Consider the following 21019-nt stretch of genomic DNA (forward strand, 5'->3'; position numbering starts at 1 on the left):
TTCGACCACTACCTCAAAGAGGGTAAGGAATACGCTGCAGGACAAAGCGCCTGGTACAGCGCGCCGCCGCCGGTGCCGAACAGCGCAGCCCCCGCGGGTACGTTCCCCGCCGCACCCGTCTCGATTCCAACGACAGACCTCGTATCGGCTGCGATGTGGCTCCTCGAACAAATGCGTGGCATGCCGTCGGTTGGCTCCCCTGCCCCTGCCCCTGCCCCAACCGCGAACCCGCCCCCGAAGCCTGCGGTGCCTCCCGCCAATTGGCCCCGACCTCGCTGGCCAGTCACCGGCGCGCAGCGCGAGCCAAACGCGTCACCGCCGACCACGCCGCACGGACGTTGGGTCGAGGACCCGATCGATGACGACGACAGACCAGATCGTGACGAGCCGCCCGCTGTACGCACGCTACCTCCGCCCCTCGCGCCCTTAGGCCTGAATGTGGTGGACGATGACCGGCCCGGCTTCGCACCTCTCGGTCTTATCGGCCCGTTCCGCTAACCAGCAGCATCATGGCCGGCTACGCTCTCAAAACTCCGACCCTCGTGAAGGAGGTGATGGAGGAATACGGGTCGATCGCGCAGAAGGCACTCATGAGCTTTCTGCCGGATCGAGAGCCTCGACGCTACCTATACGACTTGATCCGCGATTATCCGCAGCGCGGCGGGCGCGCGATGCGCCCTGCGATCTGCATGGCGACGGCACGAGCGCACGGGGCTCCACTGGAACGCACGCTCAACACGGCGACGTTCATCGAGCTACTTCACAACGCGCTACTCGTCATCGACGACATCCAAGACGAAAGCGACGAACGGCGAAAGAAGCCGACCCTACACCGCCTGCACGGCGTCCCCGTCGCGCTCAACGTGGGGTCGACGATGACCACATTGAGCCTCGTTCCGCTGCTCCAGAACGTCGACTCGTGCGGCCCGTTCCTTTCCCTGCGCCTATTCCAGCGCGCAATCGAGGTCGCGCAGCAATGCGCCGAAGGCCAATCGCTCGAGCTTGGATGGCGGCTCGACAATCTGCTCGAGGTCACGGAGGCCGACTATCTGAACATGGTCCTGCGAAAGACCTGCTCCTACTCGACGGTCTTTCCGATACGCGCCGGAGTCATGATCGCGACCGGCGCGCCTGACGGTTCCGACGCCGCGTTGCGCTACGGCTTCCTCCTCGGCGCCGCCTTTCAAATCCAGGACGACGTCCTCAACATCGCCGGTGACCACGCGCAGTATGGGAAGGAGCATGCCGGAGACCTGCTCGAAGGAAAGAGGACACTCCTCACCTGCCGCTTGATGTCTTGCGCGACCCCCGACGAGAAGACGTTCGCGCATCGATTCCTCGGCACGCCGCGGGCCGGCAAATCCGCTCGGGATCTAGAGCGGATGCTCGGCCTCATCGAGAAATACGATTGCGTCGAGTACGCACGGCGGTATGCGCAGGGACTCGTCGGCGCAGCGCTCCACGACTTCGACGCCGGGTTCGAGCACCTTCCGGCCTCACGGGACAAGGAGTTCCTGCGTGGCCTGAGCACCTGGATCATCGAGCAGACGTGAGCACTGCACGCATAGGCCTCGGTCTGATCGGACGGCCCCCCATCGCGGCGGCAACGCGAATGCGTATCCAGATCTTCCCGGTCATGGCGACGCTCTCACGACTTCAAGAGCTCTGCGACAGGCAATTCAACGACTTCATCCCGCCTTCGGTCGCAATCTTCCGCCCGGCGTTGCCGATGGTATTCTGCGGCATTCTTCATTATCCCGACATGGGAGGTCGGCTTACATGGCAAACGGGTTCGCTCAGCCAGAACGAGCTATACTTTCTGGTCCCCCTCGAGCGGTATCGTAAAGTAGACGGTCGCGAGGAGTTCGTCGAGCTTGGCGCCACGACTCCGTACATCTTCGTCGACAATCCCGAGTCTGTCGCAGCCGCGCGCGAGCGTTTCGGCATGCCGAAGGAGCTTGCCGAGTTCACGACGGATTTCCGTGACCTGCCCTGGGACGTCGGTACACAGCGCTATCTTCGAATCGGAGGCTGGGAACCGAGCACAAACGGACATCGTCTCGGACCGCTCCTCGACGTCGTCTACTCGACGAGCACGCCCTGCACCCCCGGGACTCGAGATGACGATCTCCCGCGGCCGACCACCCGCTTCGGGCTCCTCGAGTGGTCAAAGTTCGCCGAAAACGTAAAGCTCCTCGCTGAACGGACATTCGGAGCCGAGACGATCGATGGGATCTTGCGCCGAATCCAGACCTACTTCTCCTTGGTCCAGACGACGCAAGCCATCAGCCTCTTCAGCCTTCGTCAGTTCGCCGACCCAGAGGACGTCCGGCGCGCTCGCTATTCGGATTTGATCGCATTTCGAATGCAGGTCGCCGACCTTCAGTCTCTCGGGCTCCTCGGCAATGGACCGTTCCTCTCGCACTTCCAACTTCGCCTCCGGCGGACCGAGCTTCGTCCGATCGCGAAGGTGCTCGGGCTTCGCGTCAGTCAGCGCACCTCCGAATCGGCCGGCGGTACGAGCGAGTCGTACGAGGCGATCGACGCACTCGTCCCGTTCTACGCTCAGGCGGACACCGACCTGACGACTGCGGAGCGGCTCTGCTGGCATCACGACCAAGGCCGCGGCGGCAGCTGGCACGACGACGCGGGCAAGCTCTTGAGCCCGCCGGTGGCCGGACGCTTCAACACGCACTTTGGCCCAAGCGGCGCTTCGTTCCTGCAGCCTCAGGCCGACGTTCCGGTCCTCGACCTGAGATACCTCATGCTCGCAGCGCGGCGAAAGAGCGTGGAGCGATTGCTCGCGAAAATGCTGCCGGCCGAGACCCCGTTGAAGATCGCCGTCGCGGGGCGGAATCGCGAGGTCACTGGTCTACGACTCCTGTTCACACGGTCTCGCCTCGGCCCGTGGCGTCATAGGGGCGAGCTCGTCTGGAACGACGGGACGTATCTGTCGATCGCCATCCCCGTCGTCGCCAACACGGGGACCGGTACGTTCAACGCGAATTTCATGATCCAGGAGTTCTGCAACAATCCGTTCACGGTCCAGTCGATGCGCGCCATGCTCGGTGAACCGACGAATCACGCGCGCTTCGTTCCGGGCGACGCCGGATGGTTTGCGTCGACACGAGCGCTCACGACGGAGCTTGCGCTCTCCACGATGGCGGTCGACCGCACGTCGAGCGGCGCCTCCGTGGTCTGGTCGTCGTTGCTCGACGTTCTCAGCGTGGACTCCGAAGACCTCGGCGGGCTGTGTCTCGGCCCCGATGCCGTTCGCGATCTGCGGGAGGAGATATGGCCTCTCGTCAGCCAAATTCTGCCTTCGATCTCTGTCGGCCACATCCCGAGCCCGAGCTCACCGAATCGCAGCCTCCTCGATCGCGTGATGGTCACGTCCTTCTTGGAGGATCCGCTCGAGCGACGCGCGACTCGGCCCGATGCCAGCGGGCGCCAACGCGTCGTGAGGTTCTACGAGAACGTCACGTACCCGCTCGCTTCGCGGACCGGCCTTCTCGCGCTCGACGAAAGCTCACCGCTCGGGTCGAAGATCGCACGCCTGCCGTCAATGGGAGGTACGTTCGCGATTCCCGTCATTGCAGCTGGAGAGGCCGTCACCCGCGTCCGCATCGACCGTTTCGAGATCATCTCCGAGACCGTGCCGCAGCGGCGCGCGCGAAGCGCGTGAACGTCGTCGTCTACGGCGCGAACGGCTGGACCGGCTCACTCGTCGCAAAGACGCTCGAGCGACGAGGCGGCTTTCGCCTCGTCCTCGCCGGGCGCAACGAAGAAAAGCTCCAGGCGCTGCGTGCGACGCTGCCAAGCCGTCCAGAGGTGCGCGTGGCCGATCCCCGCGATCGCGCCGCCTTGGAACGAATGCTCCTCGGCGCTGACGTTATCGTCCACTGCGCCGGCCCGTATCGCGATCTCGGAGAAGCCATGCTCGACGCGTCTCTCGCGTTGGGTTGTCACTACTTCGATGTTTCCGGCGAGTACGAGTTCGTGCGCAGTATCTACGAGCGATACATGGGCGAGGCCCATCGTCGCGGCCTGACCTTCTGTCCAGGGTTTGCGGTGAAGGGAGTTTTCGGCGATTGGCTGGCATCGATCGCCGCAGGTCCAAGCCGTGAGCCCATCGACGAGGTCGCCGTCGCCTACGCCCACGCGCTTCGCGAGTATCTGTTCGCCAGTCCGGGGTCGATTCTCGCCGCCGCGAGCCAGGGCCTGTTCAATCAGCACGATCGCTACGATCCGGCCCGCTCGATCGCTCGGCGCTTCGAGTTTCCTCCCCCCTTCGGGGTCGGTACAGCGCTCCTCGTGCCGATGACGGACGAAGTGACGATACCTCGACACCTCCCCACACCGATCGTCCGCAACTACGTCGCCGTCGCCCCGGGAACACCCGCCAACGACGTTTGGGCAACGTTCTTCACGTCGCAACTCCGCGCGATGCCGCTGCTCGCAACCGCGATCCGCGCGAATCCAACGCTCTTCAAGACCCTGGGCGAGAGCCGCGCCATCGTTCCAACAGGCGTCACGTTCGCAGCGCTCGCGGAGGTCACGCGCAACAGACGCGTCCACCGTGCCGCTGTAACCCTTGCCGACGGCTACCAAGCAACTGCCGATATCGTTGCGTATGCCCTCCGCCAACTTCCGTCGGCTCCGCGCGGTGCCATCACGCCCTCGGAGCTCTGCGATCCCCGACGGGCGCTCCGCGAGCTCGCCCGAGCGCGACTCCTCTCGCTGCTGCGGTGGAGCGAAGCGCGATGAACCCCATCGTCGTCTACGGCGCAAACGGCCGTACCGGTAGACGCGTCGCCGAGACACTGCTCCGCCGCGGACTCCCCATCGTGGCGGGCGGCCGCGATCCGGTCGCCATCGCGGCAGTGTCGCAAGCGCTGGGCGTCGATGCACGCGTGGCGCCGGTGACGGACGCGGGCCGGCTCGTCGCCGGTGTGTCCGCCGTCGTCAACTGCGCTGGCCCGTTCGTCGAGACCGCCCGGTCCCTCGCCGAAGCATGTGTCGAAGCCCGCGCGCACTATCTCGACCTCAGCACCGAGCCCACTGCGATCCGATCTCTTATTCCGATGCACGGACCGGCGCGGCGCGCGAACGTCAAGATCGTTCCGGCCGCCGGTGCGACGGGCGCTCTCGGTGCGTGGGCGCGCCGTCTCGCAAACGAATATGCTTTGACGCCCCTTCACGATCTCGACGTCTCCTACGCTCATGGAGGCGCAAGCTTCCTCCGACCAACCCCGGGCGCGCTCCAGTCCTTCGCGAAGGAGGTCCTGCACCTTCTCGAGCCCGAGAAGGGTGGGTACCGGCTCGTGCCTCGCCGCGTGCTGTTCCCACCGCCATTCGGCCTCGGTCATGCGATTCAGACGCGTGGGCCCGACGATGTCGCGCTGCCAGAAGCGTTGTACCCTGCGCAGGTCCGTTCGTGGCTCTCGGTCGATCCGGGCACCGCTTTCAACGGCGTATGGACCGCCTTCCATGAGCCGTCCCTCTCGCGCGGCGCTGCACCGGCGATCGCAGCGATCTGGCGGGCAGCAGCGACCGCCGACATGAGAGCGCTCGCACGCCTCCTGCCGACTGCCGAGGAAGCCGCGTTCGCCATCGTCCTCGAGTCGCAAGGCCCTCGCGTCGCAATCTCGGCGGCGAGCGGTCACGAAGCAGCCGCCCGGTCGGTGGAGCAGTGCCTGCAATGCCTCGATGCGGACTGCGCCGGCGTACTATCGGTCGATGTGCTCGTCCCCGCGCGAACGGCACTCCGTTCATTGAGCCGCAATGGCGTGATCCGCGTCTTTAGGGATGATCGAAGCCCACGATATCGCTGAGCGCTGGATATCCGCTCAGCGCGTGGGCAGCGAGCTTGCCAGACATGACGGCGGCCTCGACACAGCCGACGTTGAAGCTGCAGCTGGTCCAATCACCAGCGACGGTCAGGTTGTCGTACGAGCGGTCGAGCGGCGAGATTCGATACTTCGTCGAACCAGGAAGCGTCATGACGTAGCGGTCCGACGGATTCACGTTGCCAACCAAGAACTGCGCGGCGAGCGGGTCCTTACCCGCGTCCTGCCAATTCACGAGCTCCTCCCACCGTATGCGGTCGTCCTCACACCAGCCGGGCCAGAGACGCGGGAGCGCATTCGTGAGCCAGTGCCGCGCGTTCTCGCGCACGATGCCGTCGATGCGCGCCTGATAGCCCGCGTCGGGGGGGCCCGCCCGACGAACATCACTCTCGGGAAGGACGTTGCAGAAATAGGCTAGTCCGCATACGGAGTCGGATGGTGACCAGTCCTCCGCTGGAAGCAGGTGAGCCATATCCGACCACGTATCGAAGGGAAACTCGAAGGCGGTCATCGTGATAGGGCCGCGTTTCCAGCCGAGGTCCTTCATTGACGCTCGCGTCCAGATCTGGAGCGCTTGGGTCGCGACGCTTGCCATCGTGTCGGCCATCTTTCGCCACCGCGGATCGCGCTCGACGAGCTCGGAGCAGACATGCGGGACCGCCGCCCCGCCCACAGCCAGCACGACGAAGTCGAAGTCGTGGCCGACACGCAACGTCCTTCGTCGCACGTGTCGTTCGTCCCAGTGTGATTCGAACCGGCGACCATCACGAGCGAGCTGCTGTCCATTCACCAATTGTGACCAGTCGGGCGTCGCCGGCCACGATGGGAGACCGTGCACCTCGATGAGAGGTTGATACTCGTGGCCTATGACCTCGGCCTGCACCAACATTTCGAGCGCAGCGACATGCCCTGGAGCGTCATCCTGAGCGACGGTGCCGAGCTTCACGTCGGCAAGCCGATGGAAGAACTCGAAGCGCACTCCGCGCCGCCTCAACACCTCATAGAGCGGCCCGAAGATGACGTCGCCCATCCCCGCCTGCATCTTCCAGAAGAAGGCTCCGCGATAAGTGAAGAACATTCGAAGAATCGCGCGGATGGCCTGACCAGCAGCGAAGGACGGGCGCGTTCGATCGCCATCCAAGTAACCGAACATCAAGCTGTAGAGCCCGAGGAGAAAGGGGGAGCTTGCCGCCTCTTCCGAGCAACCGTTGCGACGCAACCAGTCGATGAACTCGAACTCGTCAAGCACGTCGAAGCCACGCGAGTCGACCAGCGCGCCGTCACGCATCAGTCCGAGGAGCCCAGCAACGGAGAGCTCCAACACCTCACCCGCGCGCTGTCGCTGCGGCTCGGAGCGCGACGAGGGCCGCAACAGATCGAGACCACGCAACACGGCGGCGCCGAGCTGCGCGACGATTGCCGGCGCGCCCGTCACCGGCGCGAGCGCGACGAGCCGCGCGAACGTCCGGAGCTGATTCTCGACGAGGCCCGCCACGGTCTCCACCGCCCCGAAGGTCATCTTCGCAAGAGCCTCTGCTTGAGGAAGGAGGTCCGAGAGCGACCACCCTACCTCCGGCTCGTCGGGAACCGCAGCGCGTCCATGGTAGGCGATCTCGAATAGGGCTCGCATGATCCGCGTCCACCGCACCAAGTACCCCTGAAGCGTGAACGGATTTTCGAGGTCGTCCGCAAGCGGCTTTCCCGGCTCACCTGGCAACGGCGGGACGAGCGTCGACCAAACACTCCAATCGGACTGGGCGTCTTGTGTGGCGAGCCCCACGTGCGACGACGGAAAGAAAGCATCGCGCCAATCCGCGATGGGACACTTCGCCGGATCGCGTCCAAGCTCCGCGTACGCGCCTTGGATCAAGCGGAAGGCATTTTCGTAGAAGCCCATCCAGATATGAAGACCGTGCTCTTCGATCCGCGCGCGCGGACCACGACCGGATGCGCCCTTTCCTCCAAGCCGCCACCCTTGCTGGTAGACCGTCACGTCGAAGCGTCCCCGCTGTTCCGGACGCGTCAGATCGTACGCCGCGGCCATGGCGGCACAGCCGCCGCCGACGATCGCCACTCGCAACTTTCGAGGCTCATTCATCGACGGTATCTCCCTCGACTGGCCCGTCGAGACGATACAGTACGGCAGCGCGCTGGCCATCCACGACCGCTCCGGGCGCCGGAGTGAGACGGTGCGACCGAGCGATGAATGGGTGCGCCGCGACGGTCACGAGTGTGACGCCTTCGTGTGCGCTCCTTCCCACGGCCGTAGCTCCGTCGACCGGCGCGCCGCTGACGATTGGCCCGCCGGATAGGTTCATGATTGCTACTTTGCCCACGTCGATCCCGGCCGCCAGTCGCGCGCCCGGACCACTGCTCGCGACGAGGTCCGTGAGCAGGCGAGCGGCCGCGGCGCAGTTGTTCTCATGAACCTTTGGATAGCCTACGCAGACGAGCGCTTCGAGGCCGGCTGGCGCAAGTGGGTAAGCTCCGTAGCGCGCAGCGACCTCGCGGACACTACGCTGCCAGTCCGCCATCCGCACCGCAACCTGTTCGATCTCTTCGGCCGGGATCACGATACGGAGGAAGAGCGTGGCGACCTGATACACCTCGGCTCGCGCGCGCGGTGCGGCTACGCTTCGCCGTCTTCGTCCGGATACGGCGTCGAGCTCCATCGCCACTTCCTCGGCAGTCGCCGGCCGAAGCTCGCGCTTCGTCTCCAGCAGACGATCGACGAGCTTCGAGAGGTCCGGCGGAACCGATGGCAGGAGCTCCATCAACGGGCGGTGACCTCCGCCCACGGCCAGCATCGCGGGGGAAGTGCCGGCGAACAGCTCGTACGCCATCAACCCAAACGCAAATAGATCCGACCGCGCGTCCTCTACGTCCCCTGCGCGCTGCTCCGGTGACATCGTCGCGAGCGTCCCCAAACGTGCAAGCCCTCCCTCCCCGCCAAGAGCGGGCGAACACAGTGCCGCGATCCCGAAGTCCGCGATCTTCGCAGTCCCATCGCGGGTAACGAGGACGTTCTCGAGCTTCAGATCACGATGAATGATGCCGTTACGATGCGCGGCATCGAGCCCACGCGCGACAGCTGCCAGGAGCTCGACGCCACGCTCGATCGAGAGCCTCTCCGAGCGGGCAAGCTCGGAGAGGGCATGACCGTCGATGAACTCGGTCACGATGTGCTCGAGGCCTCCGCAGCTCACGAAGTCGTACACTTGAACCACGTTCGCGTGCGAGAGCTTCGCGTTGAGCTGAGCCTCCATCTCGAGGCGTCGACGTCGTTCCTCCGTGACCACGAGATCGCGTCGCAGACGCTTGATCGCAACCGGTCGGTCGAGCCTCTCGTCATGACCGGCGAGCACTTCCCCCATCCCTCCGCTTCCGAGCCACCCCAGCACGCGGTACCGATCCACCCACATCGGCGGCTCCTCACGCAGCCCTGCGCCAGCGGGCGAATCCGGAGTGCCCGTCTGCCGAGCATCCGCTGCGGAAGCCTGTGATATCGTGCTCATCTTCGGTGGATGCGCCTTGCAGGCTATCGCACCGAGCTCGAGACGTCATGGGGTTGCTTCGAAGGAAAGGGGCTGGAGCCGACGAGCCGACGCGCTATCTCCGCGACCGTCAGAGCATCGGTCGCGAGGTCGACAACGACGTCGTCATCGCCCGTTCGAGCGTCTCCGGGCGACACGCGACGCTCACCTGGACGACGTCGGGATGGGTCCTGAAGGACACGAGCACCCATGGGACGCTCGTGAACGGCGCGCTCGTTAGGGGGTTCGCTCAGCCCCTCGCGAAGGGTGATGAGCTCACCTTCGTCGAAGTCGACGAGGTGTGGGTGCTCGCAGACGATGCACCTCCCGGGCTCGTCCTCACGCCGGAGGTCGAGGAGCACCCGGTGATTCACGTCGAACACGAGGTCGGGCTCCGTGCTCTTCCCTCCGAGTCTTCACCGGAGGTGACCATCCTCCAATTGGGAGACGGCTGGTTCGTCGAGGACGAAGCCGGAAACCGTCGGCGCATCCTCGATGGCGGTTCGATTGAGCTGGCAGGGATCGCCTACCGTGCATCCGTGCCTCGCGTGCTCGTGACCACCGCCGAGCCCGAGAACCCGGCATCCCCCTTTGCTCTCGATACGGCGCGCTTCGAGATTGCCGTCCTGCGAGGGGAGGACGAGGCGGAGCTCACGATCCGCTCGGGCGCACAGGAGAAAACGGTGAAGCCTTCTCGACCGCTCTATCTCCTCGCCTATCTCGCCGAGCAACGAATCCGAGCAACCGAAGACGAGGGAGGTTGGCTGCCCACCGACCTTGCGTGCCGAGATCTCGGCGTCGATCGGACCATACTCAACGTCGACGTACATCGGATCCGCGAGGCCGTGAAAGCAACCGGCCTGATTGGTGGAGCCAACGTCGTCGAACGCCGCCCCAGCCAGATTCGGATCGGGGTCCCGGCCACGCGATGCGCGGTCGTCCGCCGGTAGATGTTATTGCGTGAAATGGCGCGCGCACGCGCCTCCGCCCAGGATTGGCCACCGGGGTCGTGAGCCTCGTCACCCCTCCGGGACATGAAAGAAAACGTCGTACTCGCCTGTAGTGTTCGTCATCGTTTCGGTGCGTCGTGGCATGCGCGCTCAGCAGGCACCGATGAAATCCATCTCCCAAATCTGTCAAACTTCCGGGTCGAGCTGATTCGGGATGGTGAGGTGTGGTCCGCCATAGGCGCCGAACTCGCCGAGGAGACGAACCCCATCGTCGTACGTTGGTGGTTCAGCGGAGGGCAGGCGGTCAGCTACGCGCTGCTGGTTCACGCCTCGATTGACCCGATCGACGCGGATCGGTTCATCGACATCGATAGTGCGGGCGGCTCGAGCAAGGAGTTCGATTTCGGCCGCTGGCAGTTTCGCAGTCGGTGGTGAACCCGGTGGGAGAAAGCGGTTGAAATCGATAATCGAGCGCCAATCGGTCATACCCAATGCTCAACGTCGATGACTCCAACGCACTCTGCGCAAGCTCGTCGCCCGACTCTTCGCCCCCGCGACGAGAGCGGTGTCCGCATCGTGCCCCCGAGCTTGCTCGAGGATCACGTGACCGCGGAGCTCGTCGCCTTCCTGCTGGAGTGCGCGCGAGGAGCCGTCTTCGTTCTCGACGGTCGCAACGAGCTCCTCGCGACCAACGATGCCGGCTGCGAACTGCTCGACCGCGCGGGATGTGAGCTCCTCCGCCTCGTGGAGGAGAGCTGTCAGACGATGGTCGAAACGCCGATTGGAAGGCTGCGCGTCAACCGCCGACATCTCTCGACGACAGGAACCGCTCAGCACATCGTTCTGTTGGCCGAGCCCTTCGCCGACGACACGAGCGAGACCCTACGGATGGCGGCAACGCTCTGGCAACCGACCAGCCGACAGGCGATGGTCCTTCGACACGTCCTCGAGGGGCTCGCCAACAAGGAGATCGCGGTGCTTCTGGGAATGTCACCGCGAACAGTCGAGGTCCACGTGACGGCACTCCTTCAGAAAGCAGGCGTCGACAGCCGCTCTCGCCTCATTGCCAAGGCTCGGGCCCTTCACGACCTCCGCTCGTCGAGGTTCATGAGGTAGTCTCGCTGCCCATGTGGAGTGCTCGTTGCCCCCGCTGATCCCCATTCCCGCTCGCATCGGCCGCTACCGAGTGTTGGGCTCGCTGCATGCCACCGGCCTCGGTGAGATGCTCGCGGGTCACGACGAGAAGCTCGACCGGCCGGTCGCGATCAAGCGCCTTCGTATCGACCTCATCGCGTCCCAGGAACGGCGTCAACGCCTCGAATTGGAAGCGCGCCTCAACGCCCGCCTGTCACACTCCAACGTCGTTCAGGTCTATGACTTCGTGAGCAGCGAAGAAGGCGACCACATCATTACGGAATACGTGGACGGCCAATCGCTCGCGGTGCTCTGCCCGAGCGAGCGACCTCCACTCGACCGCGCCATCGAGCATCTGCGCGCGATCGCGCGCGGGCTCGAGGACGCACACCGACAGGGCATCGTTCACGGCGCGCTCGAGCTCGCGAACGTCCTCGTCACGCGCGAAGGTCAAACGAAGCTCGCAAACTTCGGCACGGCGATGCGCAGCGAGGAGGACTCGACTCCAAACGCCGACATCCGGGCGTTCGGAGCGCTCGCGTATGAGCTCGTGTCGGGACGATCGCCGCGCCTGGATGCGAGCCCTCTCGCGGAGCTCGTTCCCGATATTCCGATCGAGCTGTCGGAGCTCGTCGAGCGTCTGCTCGAATCGCGCGATCCTCCGACCGCGCGCGATATCGAGGCCGAGCTCACTGCGATCTCGTCGCGGATCGAAACTCGATCTGCCTCTTCGGCAACGGCGAACTTCCAGATCCGTCATATTGCGGCCCTGGCGCTGCGCATCCCGCCGCCCGCAGGGAGCCTGGAAGAAGTGGCGGACCGAGTCGTCGAATGGCATCGGCACGTCGACGAAGTCGCTGCGCGATACCACGCGCATGTCGCATGGCCTAGTGCGCTCGAAGCCCTCGTCTGCATGGGATACCCGCGGGTTCATGGCGACAACGCGGCCGCAGCAGCCAACCTCGCTGCCGAGTTGGCCTTCGCTCGCCCTTCCGCCGGGATCGACGTCGGAAAGGTCGCCGTGCTCGATCAACCCAACGGCCCCGTGATCGCTGGGCCGGCCGTCGACCGGGCACTGGAAACTGCTCGGAGTGCCCGACCGGGCGTTGCGCTCGTCACTCCGGTCGCACATCGCGCGCTCGCGCGCACCTTCCGCTTGTCGCCTCTCTCCACCGAACCAGACGATCGCGTCCTCTACCAACTGCAAGAACCGCTCGACTGGGAGGCACGCGGCGCGATGGTCTCGTCACCGCTCGTCGGTCGCGCGGACGTGCTCGCACGGCTACGCGAGGCGGAGCGACACGCCTTCGACGCGGCATCGTCGCCTTCCCCGGGTGTCCTGATCCTCGGTCCCCCCGGGTCCGGGAAATCGCGCTTGCTTCGCGCGTTCCTCGCGGAGACCACCGCAGCACGAATAGTGTTCGCGCGCGGGACAGAACAAACACGCTCCACCGCCTTCGCGACATTCGCCCGCCTCCTACGCGAGCTCCCCGAGGTCCGAGCCGAACACGGGACGTCGCGCGCGGCAATCGCCGACTGTGTCACCGCGCTGCCGTCGGGGAGCCCCGCGATGGTTGCGGTCGTCGCCCAGCTCCTCGGCGTGCAGACGCCCGACGACGACAAGCTCCTTGCGCATATCGCTTCCTACGAACGACACTCCTTCGCCGCCAACCACCTCGCCTCGTTCCTCGCCGAAATCTTGGCGTCGAACACGAGCCTACTCGTGGTGGAGGATGTCTTCTGGCTCGATACTTCTTCGCTCGACGTCCTCGCACGTCTTGGGTCGCATACGAGAGAGCGGCAGCTATTCCTCCTTTGTACGAGTCGACCCGTTTCGCTCTTGCGGCATCTTCCCGAGAGTACCTTCACGCGGCACGATCTCGGTCCACTCTCATCCGCGGAGGCGGCGCTCCTCGCCGAAGCCGCTGCTGGCGACTGGGTGCTACCGCCGCGAGTAGCGCGAGCCATCATCGATCGAGCGGCCGGCATTCCGCTCCTCGTCGAGGAGCTGACGCAATTCGTATCGACACGCGTGATGGCAGGGGCATCGGCAGCAATCGCGCTTGATTTGCAGCGCATTCCCACGACCTTTGCCGACGCGATCCAAGAACGATTCCAGGATCTCGGCTCGGGCACGCGCCGCATCGCGCAGCTCGCTGCCTCGGTCGGAAACGAGATCGATGAGAGCGTTCTCCTCGCATTCGCCAACGTGTCGGTCGTTGAGCTGCACTCGCACATCGAGGTCCTTGCGCGCGAAGGCTTGCTCCACGGTGCGCGTTTTGGAGACCGACAGGTCTACGCGTTCCGCCATTCGTTGACGCGCGATGCGATCTATGAGGCGCAGGACGATGCAACGCGCCTTGAGAACCATCGGGCAATCCTGGCAAAGATCGATATGCAGTTCCCCCACTGGGAGAGCGAGCACCCAGAGATCCTCGCCTTCCAGTGCGAGGCTGCCGGTGACCGACAGCGCGCCGTTCGAGGATGGCTCGCCGCCGGGCGGCGCGCCGTCGCGAGCTTCGCGCCCGTCGTCGCCGGTCAGCACTTCGAGGCCGCCCTTCGACTCATCGCGCACGCACCGGCGGAGACCTGGAGCGACGCCGTCGAGCTCGAAGTGAGGCGAGAGTACTCCCCCATGCTAGCCCTGGTCACCAATTGGGCCTCTGATGAAGTAAATGCGAACAACGTGCGGATCCGCGAGCTCGCGACCGTCTCCGCACAGCCCCTCGACTGGTCGAGCACGTTCATCAGTCTCACAGAGGATCTCTCGACCGGATCGGCAGATGTGCTCTCCGCCAAGCTCGGTTGGCTCGGAGCGCAGCTCGACGAGACCTCTCCCCTCGCCGACGTGAATCGGTACTTGCTCGAGAGCATGCGTGGCGTCGCCAGCGTCTATGCTGGCTATCCTGTCCGGGCTCGTGACGAGCTCGAGAGGGCATTGGCGATGCAAGCGCCGCTCTTGCCAGTGCTACGCACATTTCCCGTCCCTGAGCCGATTCTCATCCCGAGAATGTTCCTCGCTTGGGTAGAGCTCCTCGAAGGAAATGTTGCCGCGGCGTGGGAACATCAAACCACCGAAGAGGCTTCGCACGAGAAGAGCTCTCTCGCCTATGTCAGCACGTGCTGCTGGGGCTCGGCTCTTGCTATGGTCGCTCACGATTGGGACGCCGCGCGCTGGCGCTGCGATGTCGTCCTCGACTCCGACCTGCCCGCAATGCATCATGTGACCCTGTGTCAACTCCACAGCTCGCTTCTCGAGCTCCGCTCGACCTGCCGTGCGTCAGCGGTCTCGGCTTCGGCGATAGCGGAGCTGGTCAATGCCGCGTCGCGCCATCTGTCACGCTGGCGCGGCGATCCACCGAGAATGCGCGTCGGCGTCCCCCTCTATACGTCGTTCTTCGTAGAAGGATGTCTCGATGCCGCGCATCAACTTGCCGGCTCGGAGGCAAGCGCTTATCCGCTCGAGAAGGCCCGCGCAGCGCTCAATGAATTGCTCGGGTTGATGCGAGAGGCCAACATCCTCGATCGCTACATCGCATCGGAGATATATCGCCTACACGCCGACTTGCTCGATCTGGACGCGAAGCCGGAAGAAGCGACGCAGGCGCGCATCGAGGCACGCGCACGAGCTCGCGTTCTCGACGTCGCGCGCGGGAGTACGCTCTTCCTCGAGCGAAGGATCGGTTGAGAACGGCTTGCTCGCGCCCACGCGGAGCACCGACGACGACATGCGTACGAATCAAACGTCCCGGCGGACGCGACTGACTTCATCGTGACGGCGGAGATCTCCTCTCGATGTCGGTCCGACGACGCTCTATGGAAGTTCTGAAGGTCAGTTCCCCCAGCGCATACCGATGGAGGGGCCGACCTGCACCTTCACGCCGTCGAGAACCTGGTACGAGCGCGCAGTCGCGGTGGGCTCCGACTGGTAGCTCAGGGCCTCGATCATCATCAGGACGCCGAGGCTGAACTTCGTGCCTGGGGTCGAGCCGAGCATGATCCCGCCGTGCAGGATCGCGGCCGGCGCGAAGAGGACGTCCGACGAGGAGCTCGACTCGCTGATCCCGCCCGTCGCCTCGCGAAGGAACGTCACGCTTCGGATCGACAGGCCACCGCTCGCGCCTGCGGTGGCGCGGAAGAAGCTCCCGCGCGAGGAGATCGAGCCGCCGGCGCCGATGATGCCGCCCACCTCCACCGTGCGGAACGACTGCTGGTTCGCGACGCGCGCCTCCGCCGGATCCGACGCCGAGCCGCCGCCCGCGTAGTCGACACCGTTCGAGGTCGTCGCACCGCTGAAGACGCCCGTGAAGTCGAGCGAGATCGGATCGAAGTTGTAGCCGCCGCGCAGGAGAGCGCCGCCACCGAACGCGTCGCCGTCGGTGCACGTATGCCGCGTCCCGTCGGACGGACACGTCTGCGCCCCCGCGGTGAGCGGGATCATGCCCGTGAAGTCGAGATCGAAATGGCCGCCCGAAGAGTCGATCGGTGTCTCCTTCGCCGCGAGCGTAGGATCTATGCGGTCCTGCGCTCGCTCCGGGACGAGCTTGATCATCCACGTGTTCGTCGCGTCGCCCGACACGTTCACGCTATCCATCACCGAGCGATAGCCGGGCGCCCAGGCCTGGAGCTGATGCACGCCGACCGGCAGCTCCATCGACTGGGGGACCGCGCTCGGTGCGCCGCGATCGACCGAGAGGCGCGCCGTGCTCGGCTGGACGTGAAGCTGCAGCGTGCCGACGAGCGCCTTGCCTTCGAGCACGACCGCCGAGCGCGAGCCGAGCGCGATCTCCGCCTCGACCGGACGGCTCGCGATCTTCGGGTCCGCGAGCGAGAAGACGTGCTTCCCCGGCGGAAGGTCGGCGGTGTACGGCGTCTGCCCGACCACGCGCCCGTCGATCGCGAGCGCGATGGCGCGTTGCTTCGCCTCCGTGATCTGAACCGTCCCGGTCGTAGCCATCGGACGCAGCACCGCGTCGACCGCGACGGTAGCGCCGATGGTCACGTCGACGGTCGCAGTGAACGCTACGTAGCCATCGCTCTCCGCGCGCACCTGATGCTTTCCGATCGCGACGCGCAGCGGACCGGCGAGCGGCGTCTCGCCCACGAGTCGGCCGTCGACGAGGATGCGCGCGCGCTGCACCTCGCACCGTACCGCGACGAGGCCGGACTCCGCGCTCACGGCGCGCATGCCCTTGTCCGCCGCTTGCCGGTCGTCCTTCGATGCGTCCGGCATTGCCGCGAGACGCTCGTAGGCGTCCGAGGCGCCCGCGAGATCGCCGGCCGCACGCTGCGAGTCGGCGAGCTTCCGCAAGAGGGACGCCGACGGCGACGTGGCGAACGCCTTCTTGTACTCGGCGGCGGCCTCGTCGAAGAGGTGCAGGCGCGAGAGCCGATCGCCGAGGCGCGCCGCGTCGCTCGGAGCTGCTGCTCCTTGCGCGAGCGTGAGCCTCGATGTGAGGAGGATGGCGACTCCAACCGCGCTCGAAGGACGGAGCGTCATGGCGCGGTGGGGTCCATTCGCGCCGGCATCGCCGAGCCATAGTCGACGTCGGCCGCCACTCCCGACGTCGAGTCGAACAGAGCGATCGCGACCGGTACCGAGCCACCACCTTTGAAGGAGACTTCGAGCACGTAAGCACCTGACGCAAGTGGGCAAAGATCGAGGGCCGCGTCGGCGGCGGCGCGCGCGTCCCGTCCGATCAGCTCGCGTGTCGCGCGCGCGCGGATGGACAGGTCGACGTCGTGTCCGGGCTCGAGCGCCATCGCGACGACGGTGTGACAACCGCCCGGCGCCCCGTTGATCGTTATTGGGTATTCGAGCTTTCCTCGCGCGAGCACCGCCGGCCGATTCTCGATGAGGTCGGACACGAGGCGGACGCGACGATTCGCAGCGGCGTGACGCGCGACGAGCGCGAGCTGCGCCTTGCTCCCGCGCTCGAAGGCGTTCGGGTCGATCGTCGCGGTCGACCGCATCATCCAGACGTCGAGGATGCCGGTCAGCTCGGCGAAGACGGCGCGCGCGACCGCAGCCGCCACGTGCGCATCGATGGGCGGTTTTCCGGAGCGCCCCTCGACGCCCCGCGCCGGATCGGCGACGACGTCGATCTCCGAGACGGAGAACGGGACCTTCCGCGTGACACGGAAGCCGGGAATACCGGCGAGCGCGTCGGTGGGCGTGAGCTTCAGCGTGACCGAAGCTTCGCCGCGACGCCGGAAGACCTTCGCTCGATAGTCGACGGTCGCGACGTCGTCCTGCGCGATCGTCGGCGCGATCGCGGGGACGACGGACTCCGCCTTCGTCAGGCGCGCGCGTCGCGCGTTGCTGCGCGACTCGCCGATCCGCGACGGCACGGCGCCGTCGCACGCGAACGCGGTGGGAGCGGCGTCGCAGCGCGGGCGGGGCGTCTTGAACAGCGCCCGCAGGAGGCCCGCTTCGCGATCGGCCGAGGCGACCGAAGCTCGCGCGCTCTCGACGCGACGCGCAGCATCCTCGTAAGCGGGATTCGGGACGTCGACTTTGCCGCGGAGCCGGCGTTGCGTCCGTTCTTGCGTGAACGTCTCGACCTTCGGCATCGGATACGACACCTCGAGCTCGAGCGTCGCGCCCGGAACGCTCCCCGGTCCGACGTCGCTCGGGCGGAAGATCCGATATCCGCGCTCGGCGCGACGGCGCACCTCGCTCGAGTCCGCCATGCTCGCTTGAAGCGCCTTCGGGAATGCGCTCGCGAGCGCGGCGTCCCTCGTCGTCACGTCCTTGACCACCACGTTCACGCCGGCGAGGTCGGCGGCAGGCGCGACGATGCCGCCGTACGCGTGCACCGCGTCGGCGATGCGCTCGCGGAAGAGCCGGATCTCGCTCGGCCGATCGGACTTGCCTTTCGCCGCGCCGAACGCCGCGGCGCGGCACTCGTCGTGGCGCGTCGGCCCGACGCCTTCGGCCAGGCAGTCACGCTCGTCGAGGCCCGCGATCCGCAGGTACGTCGCGAGCGGCGTGGTGGGCGCAGCGCCGCCGGCCCCCGCCGCGAGCCACGCACCGAGATGCTCTCGCTCCTCGGCGTCGATCGCGGGTCGCTGCGTCGCCGCGAAGCACGCGTCGAGATCGCGCTGGCTCAGCGCGATCACGCTCGCTCCGTCGGCGGAGGCGACGACCGTGACGGGACCGATGCCGGTCTCGGTCCGCGCAAGGCGACGGCCCACGACCGCGTATGGCTCGAAGGTGACGTCACCGGCGTCGCCGATCGCCGGCTGAAGGCTCCCGCACGTCGCCGCGCCGGGCACGAGCCGCAGCTTGGTCGCGGTGATGGGGCGCACCGCGCGGCCGGCGACGTTCGCGTCGACGACGCAGCTCCAGGCGCGCTCTGCCTCGGCCGGCGTCGCGACCGGGGGGTTGCGAACCCAGCGTGTCGCCCCGCGCGCGTCGCGGAGCTGCAGCGCGCGAGTGACGTTCCCGGGGTCCGCCGTCGCTCGCGCGTCGAGCACCGTGAGTGTCTCGCCCGACCATTCGGTCGGATCGAGCGCCGACCACGCCGCTGCTCCGTCGGGCGCGGCCGCGCCAGGGATCGACTCGAGCTTGCACACGCGCGGACCGAGCTCCGCCGCGACGACGACGGACTGCACGTTCGCGAGCGAACCGAGCGCGGACGGATCGCGCGCGACGTCGGCACCACCACACGCAGTGGCCATGGCGCCGAAGAGGATCGACACGAAGACGGTGAAGCGATTCATCGCGGGAGCTCCAGGGGGAGGGCATCGAGACGTCCGCAGACGAGCAGCTCGCTCCTTCGTTGCGAGCGAGCGCCTCGAGCGACGACCAGGGAATGGCGTCCGCTCGAGAGGCGTAGCTTCGCCGGCAGCGCGACCGGCTTCGCCCCGTCCACCGCGAGCGTCGCGCCCTCGAGCCCGGGCGCGCTGAACGCGATCGAGCAGTAGGGCACCGCCGTCGGCTCCGCGGTCGCGGGCGCGGTGGAGCCGGCGAGCGCCTTTGCATCGGCGAGGAGCGCGACCGCGTCCGCCTCCGCTCGCGTGAGCGCCGCGAGCCCCTCGGGCGTCCCCCTCTGCGCCGCCGCCGCCGCGCGGGATTGAATGTCCTTCATCCGATTGGAGAGCTCCTGTGAGCGCTGGCGCCTCTGCTGCGCCTTCTCCTTCTCCGCAGCCGGCAGGTTGGCGACCGAGAGCGCCTGCGCGACGAGGCTGCGCACCGGCGACAAGATCGCCTCTGCGTCCGTCAAGATCCGGCTCGTGGCAGCGAGCTTCGTCTGTGACGCCGCCTTCCGCTGCTCCGCGGTCGCGGCCGAAGCGGCCGCCTGCTCCCGCGCGCGCTGCGCCGCCGCAGCCTTCGCTCCTTCGGCGTCCATGCGGGCGCGCTCCTTTGCGGCCTCGGCGTCGGCGAGAGCCTGCTGCCTCGCCGCCTCTTGCGCGGCGCGTTCGGCGGCCGCTCGCACGAGCTGTGCCTCGCGCGCCTCGGCTGCCGCGCGAGCCTTTCGCTCCCGCTCCTCCGCCACGACGTCGATCATCGCGGGATCCATCGTGACGGCGTGGGCGAGCTCCGCGGCCGAGCTCGCCTCGCGGACGGCAGCCGCGATCTCGTCCGCCGCGCCCGGGTCCGCGGCGCGCGGCTCGAGGGCGGCGATCTTCGCCGTCGCCTCGCGAACCGCATCGACCGCGCCGGACACACGCGGGACGGCCTTCTCCGCGACGATGCGCGTCGTGGCGAACGTCACGAGCTCGCTTCGCGCCGCGGCCAGCTTCGCCGCCGCCTCGGCGAGCGGCGCGGCCGGAGGAGAGGCACCTGCGTCGGCGGACGCCGCAGGTGGCTCGGGCGCCGCGAGCGCGAGCGAGCTCGCCGTCGCCGTCGCGAGCGCACCGAAGAGGGCGATCCAGCGTGCGTACATCGCCCCGTACTCAGAAGTAGTAGAGCGCGGAGATGTTGTTCGAGAAGAGCGCCCAGGGATCGCTCTGAACGCTGGTCGCGAGGATGGTCGTACTCTCGCCCGACGATGCCCCGCCCGCCGGCGTCGCGCTGCGCGAGTCGTGGCGGAGGTAGAGGCCGACGCTCGCCTGCAGCGCGAGCTCCGGCACGCCGATGAAGCCGAAGTGAATCTCCACGCCGGCGCGTGCGCCGAGGTCGAAGCGAAGACCGCTCAGCGACACGTCCGGATTGCCCTCACTCTTCAACGTCGCGGTGGAGAGCCCGAGGTTCAGCTCGGGGACGACTTGAAATTTGTAGTGTTTGCCATAGCCCAGATTGAAAGGGACCCCTGCGTGAATCGCAAATCCGAATTGCGACGGCAGGTCGCGCGACTGCCCAGCACCATCCGTCGAAGATCCGCTCGAAAACGCGAATCCGACCCCACCGTCGATCCCGATATCGCGCTTGAACCAATATCGAGCTCCGACGACGGGAGCGTTGATGGTTCCGCCCATTCCGGCATCGCCGATCGGAATTTGAGAGATTCCCATGTATCCGACCGCGAGGTGGCCGACGAAGCGGTCGTGATCGATCACGCCGGCGTCGGGCTCCGTCGGCGGGGGCGACGGGGCGGGCGGAGGCGCG

Annotated in this window: 14 protein-coding genes; 8 read left to right on the forward strand and 6 right to left on the reverse strand. The window is 66.6% G+C overall.

All coding sequences use genetic code 11. The features are described 5' to 3' along the window. Window positions 1-509 precede the first annotated feature (509 nt). From KF837_44110 to KF837_44125, 4 genes are read left to right on the forward strand one after another with little or no spacing between them, the layout of a single operon-like run. Window positions 510-1553, forward strand: coding sequence for a polyprenyl synthetase family protein (locus KF837_44110; GenBank protein ID MBX3234358.1), 1044 nt, complete (start codon window positions 510-512; stop codon window positions 1551-1553). Next, entirely contained in the window at window positions 1550-3685 is a 2136-nt protein-coding gene (locus KF837_44115; protein ID MBX3234359.1) for an acetoacetate decarboxylase family protein, read from the forward strand. The genes KF837_44110 and KF837_44115 overlap by 4 nt, the downstream gene beginning before the upstream one ends. Further along, entirely contained in the window at window positions 3682-4767 is a 1086-nt protein-coding gene (locus tag KF837_44120; GenBank protein MBX3234360.1) for a saccharopine dehydrogenase NADP-binding domain-containing protein, read from the forward strand. Before KF837_44115 ends, KF837_44120 begins: the two co-directional genes overlap by 4 nt. Beyond that, complete coding sequence (locus KF837_44125; GenBank protein MBX3234361.1) at window positions 4764-5834, forward strand: saccharopine dehydrogenase NADP-binding domain-containing protein; 1071 nt, start codon at window positions 4764-4766, stop codon at window positions 5832-5834. Before KF837_44120 ends, KF837_44125 begins: the two co-directional genes overlap by 4 nt. On the opposite strand, the gene KF837_44130 is transcribed toward KF837_44125, so the two are convergent. Together KF837_44130 and KF837_44135 are read right to left on the reverse strand one after the other, a co-directional pair. After that, entirely contained in the window at window positions 5803-7923 is a 2121-nt protein-coding gene (locus KF837_44130) for an NAD(P)-binding protein (protein MBX3234362.1), read from the reverse strand. The genes KF837_44125 and KF837_44130 overlap by 32 nt on opposite strands. Window positions 7924-7939: 16 nt before the next feature. Further along, window positions 7940-9223 carry a serine/threonine protein kinase gene (locus tag KF837_44135; GenBank protein MBX3234363.1) on the reverse strand — a complete coding sequence of 428 codons (1284 nt, stop codon included), beginning with the start codon at window positions 9221-9223 and terminating at the stop codon, window positions 7940-7942. A gap of 188 nt (window positions 9224-9411) precedes the next feature. Between KF837_44135 and KF837_44140 the strand changes: the two genes are divergently transcribed. The 4 genes from KF837_44140 (at window position 9412) to KF837_44155 (ending at window position 15154) form a co-directional block, all read left to right on the forward strand. Further along, window positions 9412-10332 (forward strand): FHA domain-containing protein, encoded by a 921-nt coding sequence (locus tag KF837_44140; GenBank protein ID MBX3234364.1) that lies wholly within the window; start codon window positions 9412-9414, stop codon window positions 10330-10332. A gap of 84 nt (window positions 10333-10416) precedes the next feature. Continuing rightward, window positions 10417-10767: a hypothetical protein gene (locus tag KF837_44145; protein ID MBX3234365.1), complete on the forward strand. Its 351-nt coding sequence runs from the start codon at window positions 10417-10419 to the stop codon at window positions 10765-10767. Window positions 10768-10836: 69 nt separating this feature from the next. Further along, a complete protein-coding gene (locus tag KF837_44150) occupies window positions 10837-11448 on the forward strand; it encodes a response regulator transcription factor (GenBank protein ID MBX3234366.1) in 612 nt (203 codons plus the stop codon). A gap of 25 nt (window positions 11449-11473) precedes the next feature. Continuing rightward, the gene (locus tag KF837_44155; GenBank protein MBX3234367.1) at window positions 11474-15154 is read left to right on the forward strand and encodes an AAA family ATPase; all 3681 of its coding nucleotides are present in this window, start codon (window positions 11474-11476) and stop codon (window positions 15152-15154) included. 144 nt (window positions 15155-15298) lie between these two features. On the opposite strand, the gene KF837_44160 is transcribed toward KF837_44155, so the two are convergent. The 4 genes from KF837_44160 to KF837_44175 form a co-directional block, all read right to left on the reverse strand. Then, on the reverse strand, window positions 15299-16966 hold the full coding sequence (locus KF837_44160) for a PEGA domain-containing protein (protein MBX3234368.1): 1668 nt from the start codon (window positions 16964-16966) through the stop codon (window positions 15299-15301). Next, window positions 16963-19191, reverse strand: coding sequence for a hypothetical protein (locus tag KF837_44165; protein ID MBX3234369.1), 2229 nt, complete (start codon window positions 19189-19191; stop codon window positions 16963-16965). The genes KF837_44160 and KF837_44165 overlap by 4 nt, the downstream gene beginning before the upstream one ends. Beyond that, window positions 19188-20357 (reverse strand): hypothetical protein, encoded by a 1170-nt coding sequence (locus tag KF837_44170; protein MBX3234370.1) that lies wholly within the window; start codon window positions 20355-20357, stop codon window positions 19188-19190. The genes KF837_44165 and KF837_44170 overlap by 4 nt, the downstream gene beginning before the upstream one ends. Window positions 20358-20367: 10 nt before the next feature. After that, window positions 20368-21019 (reverse strand): hypothetical protein (locus KF837_44175; protein MBX3234371.1); only part of this gene is annotated, 652 nt, incomplete at its 5' end.

This window comes from Labilithrix sp. (assembly GCA_019637155.1).
Classification (GTDB): Bacteria; Myxococcota_A; Polyangia; order Polyangiales; family Polyangiaceae; genus Labilithrix.

Bases quoted from the DNA above. Each gene is read 5' to 3' on its own strand.
- KF837_44110 (MBX3234358.1), top strand. From the start codon at position 510: ATGGCCGGCTACGCTCTCAAAACTCCGACCCTCGTGAAGGAGGTGATG.
- KF837_44125 (MBX3234361.1), top strand. From the start codon at position 4,764: ATGAACCCCATCGTCGTCTACGGCGCAAACGGCCGTACCGGTAGACGC.
- KF837_44135 (MBX3234363.1), bottom strand. From the start codon at position 9,223: ATGGGGGAAGTGCTCGCCGGTCATGACGAGAGGCTCGACCGACCGGTT.
- KF837_44140 (MBX3234364.1), top strand. From the start codon at position 9,412: ATGGGGTTGCTTCGAAGGAAAGGGGCTGGAGCCGACGAGCCGACGCGC.
- KF837_44145 (MBX3234365.1), top strand. From the start codon at position 10,417: ATGAAAGAAAACGTCGTACTCGCCTGTAGTGTTCGTCATCGTTTCGGT.
- KF837_44150 (MBX3234366.1), top strand. From the start codon at position 10,837: ATGACTCCAACGCACTCTGCGCAAGCTCGTCGCCCGACTCTTCGCCCC.
- KF837_44160 (MBX3234368.1), bottom strand. From the start codon at position 16,966: ATGACGCTCCGTCCTTCGAGCGCGGTTGGAGTCGCCATCCTCCTCACA.
- KF837_44165 (MBX3234369.1), bottom strand. From the start codon at position 19,191: ATGAATCGCTTCACCGTCTTCGTGTCGATCCTCTTCGGCGCCATGGCC.
- KF837_44170 (MBX3234370.1), bottom strand. From the start codon at position 20,357: ATGTACGCACGCTGGATCGCCCTCTTCGGTGCGCTCGCGACGGCGACG.